Raw genomic sequence first — 15,549 nt, 5'->3', positions numbered from 1 at the left:
GGCGTGCATTAGTCAAGCAAGGCGATTCCAAGTACACTACGCCTGTCGCTGATGTCATATAGATGCCAACACTGTAAAAATTAGAAAACTTTTGAACCAACCTACACACACCATTCCTAGCCGGGAGGAAATTCTCGGCATCTTCCGCAGCGCCAAAGGTCCACTGGACCTGCGCGCCCTGTCGAAATCGCTGAAAGTCGCCACCGATGCGCAGGCTGTCCTGTCGCGTCGCCTGAATGCGATGCAGCGCGACGGCCAGATCACCATCGATGACGCCGGCCAATACACGCTGGCGACGCAGACCGGCTTCATCGCCGGCCGCGTCAGCAGCCACCGTGACGGTTTCGGCTTTGTGATCCCGGATGAGCCGGGCGAAGACCTGTTCCTGCCTGAAAAGGAAATGCAGAAAGTGCTGCATGGCGACCGCGTGCTGGCCAAGATCATCGGCGTCGACCGCCGCGGTCGTCCGGAAGGCACGATCGTCGAGGTGACGCAGCGCGCCAATACCCACATCATCGGCCGCCTGCTGAACGAAAATGGCGCCTGGATCGTGTCGCCGGAAGACCAGCGCATTTCGCAGGACGTGCTGATCGAAGGCGCGATCGGCAAGGCCAAGGCCGGCCAGGTGGTCAGCGTCGAGTTGACCGAGCAGCCGATGCGCTTCAAGCAGCCGGTGGGCAAGATTGTTGAAGTGCTGGGTTCGCTGGACGATCCTGGCATGGAAATCGAAATCGCCGTACGCAAGTTCGGCGTGCCGCACATCTTCTCCGACGCTGCGCTGAAGCAGGCCGCCAAGCTGCCGGACCACGTGCGTGAAGCCGACTGGGGCGACCGCGTTGATTTGCGCGATGTGCCGCTGGTCACCATCGACGGCGAAGACGCGCGCGACTTCGACGACGCGGTCTACTGTGAACCGGTCAAGATCGGCCGCGCCAATGGCTACCGTCTGATCGTCGCGATTGCCGACGTCAGCAACTACGTCAAGCCGAACGACGCGCTGGACGCCGATGCGCTGGAACGCAGTACCTCGGTCTACTTCCCGCGCCGCGTGATTCCGATGCTGCCAGAGAAGCTGTCGAACGGCCTGTGCTCGCTGAACCCGGCGGTCGACCGCCTGACGCTGGTGTGCGACGCCGTGGTCACAGCCAAGGGCGAGATCAAGGCGTACCAGTTCTACCCGGCCGTGATCCACTCGGCTGCGCGCCTGACTTACACTGAAGTGGCTGACATCCTGGGCAACACCAAGGGCCCGGAAGCTGCGCGCCGTCCTGGCCTGGTGCCGCACCTGAGCAATCTGTACGACGTGTTCCAGGCGCTGCTGAAAGCACGCGCCGAACGTGGCGCGATTGATTTCGAAACCACCGAAACCTATATCGTTTGCAACCCGAACGGCAAGATCGAAAAGATCATTCCGCGTACCCGCAACGATGCGCACCGTTTGATCGAAGAATGCATGCTGACCGCCAACGTGTGCGCGGCCGATCTGCTGATCCGCCACAAGCATCCAGGCACTTACCGCATCCACGCCACGCCGACCGCTGAAAAGCTGAAGCAGGTGCGCACCTTCCTCAAGCAGGTCAATCTGCATTTGGGTGGCGGCGACAAGCCAGCTGCGGCCGACTACGCCGCGCTGATGCGCGAGATCAAGGAGCGTCCGGACGCGTCGCTGCTGCAAACCATGCTGCTGCGCTCGATGCAGCAGGCGGTCTACTCGCCGGACAATATCGGCCACTTCGGCCTGGCGTATGAGGCGTATGCCCACTTCACCAGCCCGATCCGCCGCTACCCGGACTTGCTGACGCACCGCGCCATCAAGGCCATCCTGCTGGGCAAAAAGTACGAGCCGAAGATCGCCAGCACCAGTGTGCTGAACACCAACGTCTCGAACGCCACCCGCAAGCAGCAAGCCAAGGACAAGGCCGAAGGCAAGGCGCCAAAGGCCGCCGGCGACCTGACCGTGTGGGACGCGCTGGGCGTGCACTGCTCGGCCAACGAGCGCCGCGCCGACGAAGCTTCGCGCGATGTCGAGAACTGGCTGAAGTGCTACTTCATGCAGGACAAGCTGGGCGAGGAATACACCGGCATCATCACCGGCGTGGCCACCTTCGGCATCTTCGTGCAGCTGGACCAGCTGTTCGTCGAAGGCATGGTGCACATCACCGACCTGGGCCAGGATTACTTCCAGTACGACGATGCGCGTCACGAGCTGAAAGGCGAGCGCTCCGGCAAGAGCTTCCAGCTGACCGACCGTGTCAGCGTGCAGGTGGTGCGCGTCGACCTGGAATCGCGCAAGATCGACCTGCGTCTGGCCGGCGTCGATGCGGTGCCGCCGCGCGAAGGCAAGGCCAACGCCGCCAGCAAAAACAGCAAGACCAATATCAAGCCTGGCCCGGCGACCCCGGCCGCCAAGCCGACCCGCAAGCCTGCGGCCAAGCCCGCAGCAGCCCAGCCGGCCGCCAAGCCTGCCCGCAAGACCAAGGCCGCACCCGCAGCCAAACCCAGAGCAGTCAAAGCTGCCCCAAAAAGTAAGAAGAAGCGATAAATGAGCAAGAACAAAATGATTTTCGGTTTCCACGCAGTGACCTCGCGTTTGCGTCACGAGGCTGCGTCCGTGGAAGAAATTTTCGTCGATGCCGGTCGTGACGACCGCCGCATGAAAGACCTGATCGCCAACGCGAAAGCGGCTGGTGTGCGCGTCATGCCGGTGGATTCGGCGCGCCTGGACAAGATCGTCGGCACCCGCCGTCACCAGGGCGTGATCGCGTTTGCCTCGCAGCTGGCGCTGGCACGCAACCTGGACGAGCTGCTGGACGCCATCGACGGTCCGCCGCTGCTGCTGGTGCTGGACGGCATCACCGATCCGCACAATCTGGGCGCCTGCCTGCGCGTGGCCGACGGCGTTGGCGCGCACGCGGTGATCGTGCCGAAGGACCGTGCAGTGGGCCTGAACGCCACCGCCGCCAAGGTTGCATCCGGTGCGGCCGAGACCGTGCCATACATCACCGTCACCAACCTGGCGCGCACCTTGCGCGAGCTGAAGGACCGTGGCATCTGGCTGATCGGCACCTCGGACGATAGCGACAAGGGTCTGTACGAAGCCGACTTCACCGGCCCGACTGCGCTGGTCATGGGGTCGGAAGGCGAGGGCATGCGCCGCCTGACGCGCGAGACTTGCGACATGCTGGTCAGCATCCCGATGTTTGGCTCGGTCGAGAGCCTGAACGTGTCGGTCGCATCGGGCGTCTGTCTGTACGAAGCACGCCGCCAGCGCATCGCCAAGGAAGCATAAGCGACACGCACCACCCGGCGGCCGCATTCGAGGGCCGCCGCACTCCCTCCGAACTCAGCCGCTGTTCAGCAACTCCCAGCCGGATACGCTACCATGCAAGCACCGGTTGTCATTCTGGATAAGCCATGTTTCATCGTCTGCGCCAAGACATCAACAGCATCATCGAACGCGATCCCGCCGCCCGCAACGCCTGGGAAGTGCTGACCTGCTATCCGGGCCTGCAAGCCATCGTCATGCACCGCTGGGCGCATTGGTGCTGGACGCGCCGGATGAAATGGCTGGGGCGCTTTGTCTCCTACCTGGCGCGCATCGTCACCGGCATTGAAATCCATCCTGGCGCGACGATCGGCCGCCGCGTCTTCATCGATCATGGCTTCGGCGTGGTGATCGGCGAGACCGCCGAAGTGGGCGACGACTGCACCATCTACCAGGGCGTGACGCTGGGCGGCACCTCGCTGCACACGGGCGCCAAGCGCCATCCGACGCTGGGACGTGGTGTCATCATCGGCGCCGGCGCCAAGGTTCTGGGCGGCTTCACGGTAGGCGAGTACGCCAAGGTCGGCTCCAACGCCGTGCTGCTGAAGCCGGTGCCGCCGGGCGCGACGGCAGTGGGCAATCCGGCGCACATCGTGCAGAAAGAGTTGCTGAACGCCGCCGCCAATCCGTTTGCTGCATACGGCGTCACGCCGAATGGCGACGACCCGTTGTCGAAGGCGCTGCGCGGGCTGATCGAAAACGCCGTCAAGCAGGAGCAACGCATCGAACAGCTGGTGGCCACCATGAAGGCGGCGGGGCTGGAGTGTCAGAGCGTGGCCGAGTGTGATAAATTGAATTCCGACCAACTGAACAAGCTCGTCGAATAAGGAATCGTGCATATGGAAACAACGCCGGAAGGCCTGGAAATACTGGACCCGTTTGAAATCCGCGTGCTGGCGGTGCTGGCCGAGAAGGAAGCGCTGACGCCGGACAACTACCCGCTATCGCTGAACGCGCTGGTCAACGGCTGTAATCAACTGTCGAGCCGCGATCCGGTGATGGCGCTGTCGGAAGAAGCGGTGGGGGAAGTGCTGCAGCGGCTGATGCAGAACAAATACGTCAACGGCATCACGCAAGCCGGCGCGCGCGTCACCAAGTATGAACACCGGATGCGCATCAAATGGTCGCTGGAGCAGGACAAGCTGGCGGTGCTGACGATATTGATGCTGCGCGGCCTGCAAACCGCCGGCGAAATCCGCACCCGCAGCGGCCGCCTGCACGACTTCAAGACAGTGGGAGACGTCGAGCAGTCGCTGCAATTCCTGATCGACAAATACCCGCCGCTGGTATCGAAACTGCCGCTGGCGCCCGGCACCAAGGAGCCGCGCTACGGCCACCTGCTGGCTGGGGAAGAAGCGCTGGCACGCGAAGAAACCGCCGCCAGCCTGGGCGGCTCGGTCAGCGGTGGCGGCCAAGGCACGCGCATTGGCGCGCTTGAGCAAGAAGTCCAGCAACTGCGCCAGCAAGTCGAAGACCTGACCGCCCAGTTCGCCGAATTCCGCAAGCAATTCGAATAAACTCCGGGGTCAGTTCTGCCAAACGTACACGGGCTCAACTGCGCAGCAGTTGAGCCCGTGTACGTTTGGCAGAACTGACCCCGGTTTTAGGTTTCTTCGCGGCGGCGGCGCATGGTGATGGCGACGGCGATCATGGCGATGCCGGCGGCGGCGCCTAGCCACACGCTGATGCCGCCCAGCGTCGACCAGGAGGCGCTGAAGATGGTGTCCGGCAGCGGCAGCTGGTGCTCGTCGCGGGCGATGCTGATGTTGTTGCGGTCGAACGCCAGCCAAGCGCCCGGCACGACGCCCAGCAGGATGCGGTTGGTGATGTGGCTGGCAAACCAGGCGGCGTCGACGCCAAACAGCAGCGCTTTCTGCGCCCACACCAGCAACAGCGTGACGATCACCGGCGTGCCGACCGCCCACAGGAATACCTTGGAGCGCGCCATGCTCGATACCATCAGCAGCCAGCCCACCGTCGGCAACGCCCACAGGATGTACACCGGCAGCAGCCCGATCAGGCGCAGCGGCGACAGGTAGACATCCGGCGACGAGAATACGTCGCCAAACAGGTTGGTGCCATGCATCAGCAATACCACGCAGGTGGACAGCAGCATCACCAGTCCCAGCGCGATGGCGATGCCGATGGTGATCAGCGGCGCCACCACCAGGGCCAGCAGCGCTTTCGACAGCACGGTGGTGAAGTCCGATACCGGCAGCGATTTCCAGAACAGCAGGCTGCGGTCGCGGCGCTCATCATGCAGCGCGCTCAGGCAGTAGAAGAACACCAGCATTCCCAGTACCATCAGGACCGGCATGCCGGTGCCGATATAGGCCTGCGCCAGCGTTTCAGCAATGCGCGTGCGCACTTTGCCTTCAATCGTGATGCTGTTGAAGCTCTGGCCGTCGATCTGGATGTTCTGCACGTGGCCCATGACCAGCGCGCTCAGCACCAGGGCGGCGATCACGCCGGCGATCGCCAGCGGCGTCCACAGCAGCATGCCCTTGTTTTCCCACATCTCGCGCTTGATCAGCCATTTCATCGTTTTCATGCGTAGCTTCCTTTCATGGTGGCGACAAACAGATCGGCCACGCTGGGCGTGCGCAGTTCGCCAAAATTCGCCAGTTGCGCGCGGTCGGCGCCGTCAAACAGCATCACCGGCTTGCCAAACACGGTGCGCTGGCTCAGCGGTTGCAGCGCGTTGGCGGCAGCGGCGAATTGCGGCTCGACCATCACCTCGGTAAACCGCTCGCTGACTTCATCCATCGACGCCGCCAGCGCGATCTTGCCGTTCTCGATAAACAGCAGGTCGGTGAGGATGTGCTCGACTTCCTCGATCTGGTGGGTGGTGATCAGGATGGTCTTGTTCTCGTCGAAGTAGTCTTCCAGCAGGTTCTGGTAGAACTGCTTGCGGTACAGGATGTCCAGGCCCAGCGTCGGCTCGTCCAGCACCAGCAGGCGGGCGTCGATCGCCATCACCAGCGCCAGGTGCAGCTGCACCACCATGCCCTTGGACATGGCTTTCACCTTCATTTCCGGCTTGAGCTTGGTGTGAGCGAGATATTTCTCGGCCTTGGTGCGGTCGAAGCGCGGATGCACGCCTTCGACGAAGTCGATTGCATCCTTGACCTTCAGCCAGCGCGGCAGGATGGCGACGTCGGCGATGAAGCACACCTCGTTCATCAGCTCCTCGCGCTGGGTGCGCGGGTCGAGTCCCAGCACCGACAGCTCGCCCTGGAACTGCGTCAGGCCAAGAATGGCCTTCAGCGTGGTGGTCTTGCCGGAACCGTTGGGGCCGATCAATCCGACGATGCGGCCGGCCTCGACGCTGAAACTGGCGCCATCCAGCGCGGCCTGCCTGCCGTATTGCTTGACCAGCTTGTTGGCGGTGACGATGGCGCTCATGCCGCACCTCCCGGCGCCGTGTTCAGCAACGTTTCCAGGTCCAGGCCGAGGCGACGGATGCGTTCCAGCAGGGCTGGCCAGTCTTCGCGCAGGAAGCGCTCACGTTCGGTGGCCAGCAATTTGTCGCGGGCGCCATCAGTCACATACATACCTAAACCCCTCCGTTTTTCGACCAGCGTTTCATCCACCAGCTCCTGGTAGGCGCGTGAGACGGTGATCGGATTGAGTTGATAATCGGCGGCGACCTGCCGTACCGAGGGCAGGGCGTCGCCCGGCTTCAGCAGGCCGTCCAGCAGCATGCCGACGACCTTGTCTTTCAGCTGCCGATAAATCGGCGCGTTGTCATTCCACATACATGGTTACCCCTTATGTGTGTTAATGAGGTGGTGTTGTAGTGAACTATAACACTAGAAATCAAAAAAGCAAGAAATGTTTGTATTTGGCACGCGCACGATTGGAAAAACACTATTGTTGACCGCATGCTATATAGTCTGACAGTTGCGTCAATAAATACTATCAGGGGAACCAATGAGCACCAATGAGACCGCTCAGCGCGTCAGCGCGCTGATCAAACAGTTCGAAAGCGAAATCCTGACTTCATGGACCGGCGAACTCGCCGCCAAGACCTTCCGTAACGACGACACCACCCAGCGCCATTGCCGCCAGTTCCTGGCCCTGCTGCCAGCCGCGCTGCCCGGCGGCGGCGAGGACATCAATTCGCGCCACTGGGACGACGTGCGCAACCAGCTGAACGAGATTTCGGCGCAGCGCGCCAAGGCAGGCTCGACGCCGAACGAAACTGCAACCTTTGTGTTCTCGCTGAAGCAATCGCTGTTCACCATCTTGCGCCGGGAACTGGTCAATGAGCCGCTGCCGCTGGCCGACGCGCTGTGGGCCATCAGCACGGTGCTCGACCAGCTGGGCCTGTACACCGTGGAAGTGTTCCAGAAGAGCCGCGACCAGATCATCGTGCGCCAGCAGCATGAGCTGATGGAACTGTCGACGCCGGTGGTCAAGCTGTGGCAGGACGTACTGGCCTTGCCGCTGATCGGCACGCTGGACAGCGCGCGCAGCCAGGTGGTGATGGAAAGCCTGCTGGAGAAAATCGTCGAAACCGGCGCTGCCATCGCCATCATCGACATCACCGGCGTGCCGACCGTCGACACGCTGGTGGCGCAGCACCTGATGAAGACCATCGCCGCCGCCCGCCTGATGGGCGCCGACTGCATCATCAGCGGCATCCGCCCGCAGATTGCCCAGACCATCGTGCACCTCGGCGTCAACCTGGAAGACGTGGTCACCAAGGCGACGCTGGCCGACGCCTTCGTGCTGGCCTTGAGCCGCGTCGGCGCCACCATCAGCCGCGGGTAAGCCTTCCATGGACCGTATTCCTATCTTGCGCATCGGCGACCTGCTGCTGGTGACCATCCAGGTGGACATGCATGACCGCCTGGCCATGACCCTGCAGGACGATCTGACCGAGCGCATCGTGCGCGACCGCGCCAAGGGCGTGTTGATCGATATCTCGGCGCTCGACCTGGTGGATTCCTTCATCGGCCGCATGATCAGCAACACCGCCGCCATGGCGCGCGTACTGGATGCGCAGACCGTGCTGGTCGGCATGCAGCCGGCGGTGGCGATCACGCTGGTGGAGCTGGGCCTGACGCTGCCCGGCGTTAAAACAGCGCTGAATGTCGAAAAAGGCATGCAGCTGCTCGGCAAGAGCTATAGCTGATGGATACCGACGGCACGTTTGACCTTGGCCAATTCAATTCACCGCTGCTGACCCGCTATGCCGGCAGTGCCGACTTGCACCAGGTGCTGCCGCTGCGCGGCGACGAGCATGTGGTGAATGTCCGCAAGCATGTGCGCGAGCACGCGCTGGAGCTGAAGCTCAGCCTGGTCGACCAGACCAAGCTGGTGACCGCTGCCAGCGAACTGGCGCGCAACACGCTGAAGTATGGCGGCGGCGGCGTGGTGGTGCTGGAACGGCTGACCGACGGCTTGCGCAAGGGCTTGCGGCTGGTGTTCGCCGATACCGGGCCCGGCATTGTCGACATCGAGCTGGCGCTGCGCGATGGCTACACCAGCGGCGGCGGCCTTGGCCTCGGCCTGGGCGGCACCAAGCGCCTGGTCGACGATTTTGTTATTGATTCACGCCCGCAAGAGGGCACCGCAGTCGCTATCATTAAATGGAAAATTTAAGCAGTACGCTTGACCCGGTACGCTGGGTCGCGATTAACCACGGCAGCGACGCCGCCGAAGCGCGGCGCGTCGGCCAGAGCCTGGCTGCGCAGCTGGGCATGAACGAAACCCGTATTGGCCAGCTGGCCATCATGATTACCGAGGCGGCCACCAACATCCTCAAGCACGCCGGCGACGGCCGCATCCAGCTGGCCATCGTCAACCATGGCGGCCAGCGTTGCATCGAAGTGCTGGCCATCGACCAGGGGCCGGGCATCGCCAACCTGGCGCAGGCGATGACCGATGGTGTCTCCAGCACCGGCACCCAGGGCACCGGCCTGGGCGCCATGCGCCGCCTGGCCGACCAGTTCGACTGGTATAGCGCGCCGGGCAAGGGCACGGTGGTTTTCCTGCGCCTGTGGCAGCTGGGCACGCCGCCGCGCCTGCCGCAGCTGGGCGGTGTCTGCCTGCCGCTGGCCAGTGAAACGGTCAGCGGCGACGCCTGGGGGGCGGTGGCCTCGCCGGCCGGCCTGACCCTGCTGGCGGCCGACGGCCTGGGCCACGGCCCGGAGGCGGCCAAGGCGTCGGAGGCGGCGCTGGAAGTTCTGGCGGCGGCGCCGTCGCGCGCCCCGGTCGACCTGATGCAGGCCTGCCACGATGCGCTGCGGCCGACGCGCGGCGCGGCGGTGGCGATCGCCGTGCTGGACATCGGTGATCGCCAGCTGACGTTTGCCGGGGTCGGCAACATCAGCGCCTCGATCATCGGCGACGAAGGCCGGCGGCAACTGATGTCGTACAACGGCATCGTCGGCCACAATATGCGCAAGACACAGGCGCTGACGTTCCCATGCCCGGCCGGCGCCATCGTGATCCTGGCCAGCGACGGCATCAGCACCAGCTGGGACCTGGCCGCCTATCCGGGACTGCTGGCGCGCGAACCGGCCATCATCGCCGCGCTGCTGCTGCGCGATTACGGCCGCAGCCGCGACGACGCCAGCGTGCTGGTGGCGCGCATGCCGGAGCGCGCATGATGGCCGGCACGCGCATCCTGCAGATGGGCCTGGACAGCGAACCCGATGTGGTGGCGGTACGCCAGCGCGCGCGCCAGATCGCCGGCCTGCTGAAGCTCGGCGTGCAAGACCAGGTGCGGGTGGCCACCGCTGTCTCGGAAGTGGCGCGCTGCGCCTATGGCCGCCTGTCCGGCGGTCGCGCGGTGTTTGCCGTCAGCGGCCATCCGGCGCAACTGGACGTGACCATCACCGCTGAAGGCGCCGCCCGCCATGGCCCGCCACCGGAGCAGCAGGCCGAAGCCATCCTCACCGCACAGCGGCTGATGGACGATTGCAGCGTGGTGGCCGCCACACCGGAGGCCTTGCACGTGGTGATGCGCAAAACGCTGCCGCCCAGCCTGGCGGCCAAACCGCGCGACGTGGCGCAGATCGGCGCGCAACTGGCCGGCACGCCGGTGCAAAGCACGTATTCGGAAATCGAACAGCAGAACCGCGAACTGGCGCAGGCGCTGGCCGAGTTGCGCGAACGCCAGGAGGATTTGCTGGGCCTGACGCGCGAACTGGAAGACACCAACCGTGGCGTGGTCGCGCTGTACGCGGAAATCGAGGACAAGGCCGAGCGCCTGCGCAAGGCCGATGACATGAAGTCGCGCTTCCTGTCCAACACCAGCCACGAGCTGCGCACGCCGCTCAGCTCGATCCGCGCGCTGACCCAGCTGCTGCTGGACCGCATGGACGGCCCGCTGACGGCGGAGCAGGAGCGCCAGGTCAGTTTTATCTCGCAGGCGGCCAGTGATTTGTCCGAGCTGGTCAACGATCTGCTGGACCTGGCCAAGATCGAGGCTGGCAAGGTAGACCTGACGCTGGCGCCGGTGCCGGTCGGCCAGTTGTTCAGCGCGCTGAAAGGCATGCTGCGACCGCTGACGCGCGACTCAACGGTGGAACTGGTCTTTGTCGAGCCGCCGCCGGTGATGCTGATGTCGGACGAAGGCAAGATCACACAAATCCTGCGCAACTTCATCTCCAACGCCCTCAAGTTCACCGAGCAGGGGCAGGTGGTGGTGGAGGTGCGCGACTACCTTCCCGGCGACAGCCTGACGTTTGCCGTGACCGACAGCGGCATCGGCATCAGCCCGGAAAACCAGCAACTGATTTTTGAAGAATTCAGTCAGATCGAACATCCATTGCAACGGCGCGCCAAGGGGACCGGCCTTGGGCTACCGTTGTGTCGCAAGCTGGCCGCGCTGCTGGGCGGCGAAGTCAGCGTGTGCAGCGCGGAAGGCCAGGGCTCGACCTTCTTCCTGCGTCTGCCGGCCACTATTTAACGGAGCCATCATGGATAATCGTTCCATCCTGATCCTGAATGTCGACGATAACGACGGCGCGCGTTACGTCAAGACGCGTATTTTGCAAAGCGCCGGCTTCCAGGTGGTCGAGGCCGCCAATGGCACGGATGCGCTGGAAATGGCGCGTTTGCGCCTGCCGGCGCTGGTGCTGCTGGACGTCAAGCTGCCGGATATCAGCGGCATCGAAGTGTGCCGCCGCATCAAGGCCGACATTACCACCTGCACGGTGCTGGTGCTGCAAACCTCGGCCGCGCTGATCGGCCGTGACGACAAGATCCGTGGCCTTGATGGCGGCGCCGACAACTATCTGGCGGCGCCGATCGAAGCCGACGAGCTGATCGCCAACGTCAACGCCTTGCTGCGCCTGCAGCGGGTGCAGATGGACTTGCGCAACAGTGAGGAGCGTTTCCGCCAGCTGACTGAAAACATCGACGACGTGTTCTGGATGTTCCGCCTCCAAGACGACCAGCTGCTGTACGCCAGCCCGGCCTACGAACGGATGTTCGGCCGGCCGCTGGCGCAGCTGGAGCACAGCTCCGATGACTGGCTCAACGCTGTCCATGCGGAAGACCGCGAGACGGTGACGGCGCGCTGGCGCTCGCTGTCCAGCGATGGCCAGTACGACCAGGAATACCGGCTGACGCCGCGCGATGGCGCGCTGCGCTGGGTGCGCGACCGCGCCTTCCTGGTGCGCGACGACCAGCAGCAGCCATACCGCATCGCCCGCATCAGCAGCGATATCAGCGAACGCAAGAACATGGAAGGCCTGTTGCGCGCGGCCGACGAAAACAAGAACGATTTCCTGGCCACGCTGGCGCATGAACTGCGTAATCCGCTGAGTCCGATCCGCAACGCGGTGGCGCTGATGAACAATGCGCCGCCGGAGCAGACTGAAACGCATCGCCACGCGCGCGACGTGATCTTGCGCCAGGTCGGCCACCTGACCCATCTGGTGGACGACCTGCTGGATGTGGCGCGCATTTCCGAGGGCAAGCTGACGCTGCGCCTGCAGGATGTGGAGCTGCACGCGGTGGTCGAACCGGCGCTGGAAACGGTGCGTGCGCTGATCGAGCAGCGCGGCCACACGCTGACAGTGGTGGTGCCGCCGCAGCAGGTGTGGCTGCACGGCGATCCGGTGCGGCTGGCGCAGATCATCGGCAACCTGCTGCACAACGCCGCCAAGTTCACCGATCCCGGTGGCCAGATCAGGCTGGATGTGACGCTGCCGCAGCCGGACCGCATCCGCATCGCGGTCAGTGACAATGGCATCGGCATCACTTCGTACAACCTGGAGCGGATCTTCGACATGTTCACGCAGGGCGCATCGACGCAGGACCGCGTGCATGACGGCCTGGGCATCGGACTGTCGCTGGTCTCCAAGCTGATGGAAATGCATGGCGGCACGGTGGCCGCGCACAGCGAAGGCATCGGCAAGGGCAGCACTTTTGTGCTGGAACTGTCGCTGCCGGCGCCGGTGGCGGTGGATGCCCCGCCGGCCGCAGCCGCGCCCGCCGCAGCCACCGCGCTGGCGCCCGGCAAGCAGCGCCTGCTGCTGGTCGATGACAATATCGATTCGCTGAGCGTGATGGCTGACCTGCTGACGCTGATGGGCCACGAGGTCTACACTGCCAGCAACGCCGCCCAGGCGCTGGCCCAGGCACGCGCGCAACAGCCGCAGGCCATCATCATGGACCTTGGCATGCCGGATGTGGACGGCTACGCGCTGGCGCGCCAGCTGCGCGCCGACCCGGCTTTCGCCGGCGTCAGGCTGATCGCCCACACCGGTTACGGCGCCGAACGCGACCGCGAACGCACGCGCGAGGCGGGTTTCGACTTCCACCTGGTGAAGCCGGCCAGCTTCGATGAGCTGGAAGGCGCTTTAGTCGCCGCCTGAGGCCAGTAGTTGCTGCAGGCGCAGCGCCTGCAGCGTCTGCTGGCCGCTCATCGTATTGTCGAAGATGCACCAGCCATCCTTGCCGGCCATGACGCCGGCAACCTGCTGCAATTGCTGCTCCGAGTATAGCGATGCGTAGATACGCGGGCTGCCATGCAGCCGGATGTACTGCGCCCCGGTGGTGGCGACATACGGCCCCGGCTTGCCGGCCGGTGGATCGGCGATCACGCGCGTGACCTGGTGCGCCGACAGCAGCGCTGATGCCGTTTCGCTGAACCAGCTGCCGTGGCGCGCCTCGCACGCCTGCATGCAGCTGAAGCGTTCGCGCAACTGGCGCCACAGGCGGTCGGCGGCCTCAGCGTCCAGCGCCAGGCTGGGCGGCAGCTGCACCAGCACGCAGCCCAGCTTGTGACCCAGCGCGCCGGCTTCGGCGGCAAAGGCATCCAGCAGGTCGGCGCTGTCGGCCAGACGGCGATCATGCGTGATGCTGCGTGGCAGCTTGACCGAGAAACGGAAGTCGTCCGGCACGCTGTCGGCCCAGCGCTGGTAGGTTTGCGGCTGGTGCGGGCGGTAAAACGAGGAGTTGATTTCCACCGCGTTCAACACGCGGGCGTAACGTTGCAGATGGCTGCCGGCGCCGCCAAATTGCGGTGCTGCTTCTCGGCCGATGCTCCAACCGGCACAGCCTATTCTCGTCAGAGTCATATAATGCGCAAGTTCCGTATTTGTGAGGGAAGTTGTGATGAATCTTAAACGCTACGCCAAAATCGCCGCGCCACTGATGCTTGCCGGTCTGCTGGCCGCCTGCGCCGGACTGATCGGGCCGCGTCAGGTGGAGCTGCCGCAGGAGCGCCTGCAATCGAGCCTGGAGCGCAAATTTCCCATGCATCAGCGCGTGCTGGGCGTGTTCGAGGTCGAGTTGAGCCATCCGCGCCTGGCGGTGCTGCCGGAGAACGACCGTGTGGCGCTGACGATCGATCTTGGCGTATCGCCGCTGCTGGCACGCCAATCATGGCATGGCAGCATGCTGGTGTCCGGCCGGCTGCGGGTGGACAGCGCCAACAACGCCATCTATATCGCCGACGCCCATGTTGATCGTTTCATTGTAGATAATATGGACGAAGGCAAGCAGCAGCAACTGGCCAGCGTGGCCAACCTGCTGAGCGACAAGGTGATCCGCGATGTGCCGGTGCACACCTTCAAGCCCGAGGAATTACGCTATGCCGGCGTGCAGTTCGTGCTGACCGGCATCGATACCCGTCCTGGCGGGCTGGTGGCACGGCTGCAGCCGGCGCAATAAAGCGCGCATTTCGCGCCGGCCGGCCGCATTTCACGCTGCGCCGGCGCAATTCGTCGCATTGCCGGCCGTAACACCCCGGCCGGGCGCATAGTGGCTCCATCGAAACCCACTTCACGGAGCACGCCATGATCCAGCAAATCCTCTCCCACACCCCCATCTACGTCTGGGCCCTGTTGGCCTTCCTGATCTATCGCGGCTGGCTGGCCAGCAAGGACCGCGAAACTTCGCTGTTGAAAGTGGCGCTGATTCCGCTGGTGATGCTGGGCCTGGCAGTATCGGGCATCCGCAGCAACGGCCCGCTGGGCGAAGCGGTGTGGGCATTGTGGGCACTGGGCGTGGCCGCCTCCGGCGCGCTGATCTGGACCATGTCGACCCGCGAGATCCGCGTCGACCGCGCTGCCGGCACCATCTTCCAGCGCGGCAGCTGGATGCCGCTGGGCCTGATGCTGGCCATCTTTGCCACCAAATACAGCGTGGCGGTGCTGTCGGCTATCCATCCGGAACTGGCGCACAGCCTGCCGTTTGCCGCCGCCATCACCCTGCTGTACGGCTTGTTCAACGGCCTGTTCCTTGGCCGCCTGGCCCGCTACACCGCCGCCTATCTGCGTCAGCCGGCGGCGCTGGCAGCGTAAGGTTAGCGCGAGACGATCTTGATCTGCTTGACGTCCAGCGTCGATTCTCCAAACATTTCCTTATCGAATTCACCGGTCAGTTCCACCAACGTGTTGTGATCGATGGTCTGGCCGGCAGGGAAACGCTTGGCGGAAATTTCCACCATGATCTTGCCGCTCTGGTCGGTGAACTCGTAGTCCTCGCCGCCCTTGTGGCTGGTGATCTTGCCCTTCAGCGTGACGTACTGGTCGTCCTTGCCCTTGGCCAGCAGATCCTTGGCGGTCATGACGGGCACGCTGGAAGGACCGGCGTAGGCCGGGGCTGGCGTGTTGGTGGACGGGCCGGTGTAGCCGCCATTCTGGGCAAAGGCGAAGGCGGAGCCGGCCAGCAGGGCGGTCAGGCAGGAGAGGCGGATAACGGTTTTCATGATCTGTCCTTTGGCGTGGTTGAGAGTACAGCGTCATTACACCCAG

The 15,549-nt window shown here is 64.1% G+C and carries 17 protein-coding genes; 12 read left to right on the top strand and 5 right to left on the bottom strand.

The features are described from left to right. Positions 1-91: 91 nt before the first annotated feature. The 4 genes from rnr (at position 92) to BLS51_RS15460 (ending at position 4,842) form a co-directional block, all read left to right on the top strand. On the top strand, positions 92-2,542 hold the full coding sequence (gene rnr, locus BLS51_RS15475) for a ribonuclease R (RefSeq protein ID WP_090184109.1): 2,451 nt from the start codon (positions 92-94) through the stop codon (positions 2,540-2,542). Next, on the top strand, positions 2,543-3,289 hold the full coding sequence (gene rlmB / locus BLS51_RS15470) for a 23S rRNA (guanosine(2251)-2'-O)-methyltransferase RlmB (RefSeq protein WP_090184112.1): 747 nt from the start codon (positions 2,543-2,545) through the stop codon (positions 3,287-3,289). 125 nt (positions 3,290-3,414) lie between these two features. Continuing rightward, complete coding sequence (cysE, locus tag BLS51_RS15465; RefSeq protein ID WP_090184115.1) at positions 3,415-4,152, top strand: serine O-acetyltransferase; 738 nt, start codon at positions 3,415-3,417, stop codon at positions 4,150-4,152. Between the two features lie 12 nt (positions 4,153-4,164). Further along, entirely contained in the window at positions 4,165-4,842 is a 678-nt protein-coding gene (locus tag BLS51_RS15460; RefSeq protein WP_090184118.1) for a YceH family protein, read from the top strand. Between the two features lie 86 nt (positions 4,843-4,928). Here the strand turns inward: BLS51_RS15460 and BLS51_RS15455 are convergent, their stop codons facing one another. From BLS51_RS15455 to BLS51_RS15445, 3 genes are read right to left on the bottom strand one after another with little or no spacing between them, the layout of a single operon-like run. Continuing rightward, positions 4,929-5,876 carry a hypothetical protein gene (locus BLS51_RS15455; RefSeq protein ID WP_090184122.1) on the bottom strand — a complete coding sequence of 316 codons (948 nt, stop codon included), beginning with the start codon at positions 5,874-5,876 and terminating at the stop codon, positions 4,929-4,931. Then, the gene (locus tag BLS51_RS15450) at positions 5,873-6,730 is read right to left on the bottom strand and encodes an ABC transporter ATP-binding protein (protein ID WP_090184125.1); all 858 of its coding nucleotides are present in this window, start codon (positions 6,728-6,730) and stop codon (positions 5,873-5,875) included. Before BLS51_RS15450 ends, BLS51_RS15455 begins: the two co-directional genes overlap by 4 nt. Continuing rightward, on the bottom strand, positions 6,727-7,083 hold the full coding sequence (locus BLS51_RS15445; RefSeq protein ID WP_090184128.1) for a GntR family transcriptional regulator: 357 nt from the start codon (positions 7,081-7,083) through the stop codon (positions 6,727-6,729). The genes BLS51_RS15450 and BLS51_RS15445 overlap by 4 nt, the downstream gene beginning before the upstream one ends. A 175-nt stretch (positions 7,084-7,258) precedes the next feature. Between BLS51_RS15445 and BLS51_RS15440 the strand changes: the two genes are divergently transcribed. Genes BLS51_RS15440 through BLS51_RS15415 form a run of 6 tightly spaced genes read left to right on the top strand, consistent with a single transcriptional unit; the run spans position 7,259 to position 13,164 of the window. Then, positions 7,259-8,101 carry an STAS domain-containing protein gene (locus tag BLS51_RS15440; RefSeq protein ID WP_090184131.1) on the top strand — a complete coding sequence of 281 codons (843 nt, stop codon included), beginning with the start codon at positions 7,259-7,261 and terminating at the stop codon, positions 8,099-8,101. 7 nt (positions 8,102-8,108) lie between these two features. After that, the gene (locus tag BLS51_RS15435) at positions 8,109-8,465 is read left to right on the top strand and encodes an STAS domain-containing protein (RefSeq protein WP_090184136.1); all 357 of its coding nucleotides are present in this window, start codon (positions 8,109-8,111) and stop codon (positions 8,463-8,465) included. Then, complete coding sequence (locus BLS51_RS15430) at positions 8,465-8,935, top strand: anti-sigma regulatory factor (RefSeq protein WP_090184139.1); 471 nt, start codon at positions 8,465-8,467, stop codon at positions 8,933-8,935. The genes BLS51_RS15435 and BLS51_RS15430 overlap by 1 nt, the downstream gene beginning before the upstream one ends. Next, positions 8,923-9,945: an ATP-binding SpoIIE family protein phosphatase gene (locus BLS51_RS15425; RefSeq protein WP_090184142.1), complete on the top strand. Its 1,023-nt coding sequence runs from the start codon at positions 8,923-8,925 to the stop codon at positions 9,943-9,945. Before BLS51_RS15430 ends, BLS51_RS15425 begins: the two co-directional genes overlap by 13 nt. Beyond that, positions 9,942-11,249: a sensor histidine kinase gene (locus tag BLS51_RS15420; protein WP_090184146.1), complete on the top strand. Its 1,308-nt coding sequence runs from the start codon at positions 9,942-9,944 to the stop codon at positions 11,247-11,249. The genes BLS51_RS15425 and BLS51_RS15420 overlap by 4 nt, the downstream gene beginning before the upstream one ends. 10 nt (positions 11,250-11,259) lie before the next feature. Next, a complete protein-coding gene (locus BLS51_RS15415) occupies positions 11,260-13,164 on the top strand; it encodes a hybrid sensor histidine kinase/response regulator (protein ID WP_090184149.1) in 1,905 nt (634 codons plus the stop codon). Here the strand turns inward: BLS51_RS15415 and BLS51_RS15410 are convergent. Then, on the bottom strand, positions 13,150-13,869 hold the full coding sequence (locus BLS51_RS15410; RefSeq protein WP_090184152.1) for a DUF72 domain-containing protein: 720 nt from the start codon (positions 13,867-13,869) through the stop codon (positions 13,150-13,152). The two genes, BLS51_RS15415 and BLS51_RS15410, sit on opposite strands and share 15 nt — an antisense overlap. Positions 13,870-13,906: 37 nt before the next feature. On the opposite strand from BLS51_RS15410, the gene BLS51_RS15405 reads away from it, so the two are divergent. Both BLS51_RS15405 and BLS51_RS15400 read left to right on the top strand, forming a co-directional pair. Further along, positions 13,907-14,464, top strand: a complete 558-nt coding sequence (locus BLS51_RS15405; RefSeq protein ID WP_090184155.1) for a DUF1439 domain-containing protein — start codon at positions 13,907-13,909, stop codon at positions 14,462-14,464. 125 nt (positions 14,465-14,589) lie between these two features. After that, complete coding sequence (locus tag BLS51_RS15400; RefSeq protein WP_175472590.1) at positions 14,590-15,096, top strand: DUF6622 family protein; 507 nt, start codon at positions 14,590-14,592, stop codon at positions 15,094-15,096. A 2-nt stretch (positions 15,097-15,098) separates the two neighbouring features. Here the strand turns inward: BLS51_RS15400 and BLS51_RS15395 are convergent, their stop codons facing one another. After that, the gene (locus tag BLS51_RS15395) at positions 15,099-15,503 is read right to left on the bottom strand and encodes a YgiW/YdeI family stress tolerance OB fold protein (protein ID WP_090184158.1); all 405 of its coding nucleotides are present in this window, start codon (positions 15,501-15,503) and stop codon (positions 15,099-15,101) included. Positions 15,504-15,549 lie beyond the last annotated feature (46 nt).

Origin of the sequence: Duganella sp. OV510 (assembly GCF_900100205.1) — a bacterium.
Lineage (GTDB): Bacteria > Pseudomonadota > Gammaproteobacteria > Burkholderiales > Burkholderiaceae_D > Rugamonas.
This window is presented reverse-complemented; position numbering and strand designations above follow the sequence as displayed.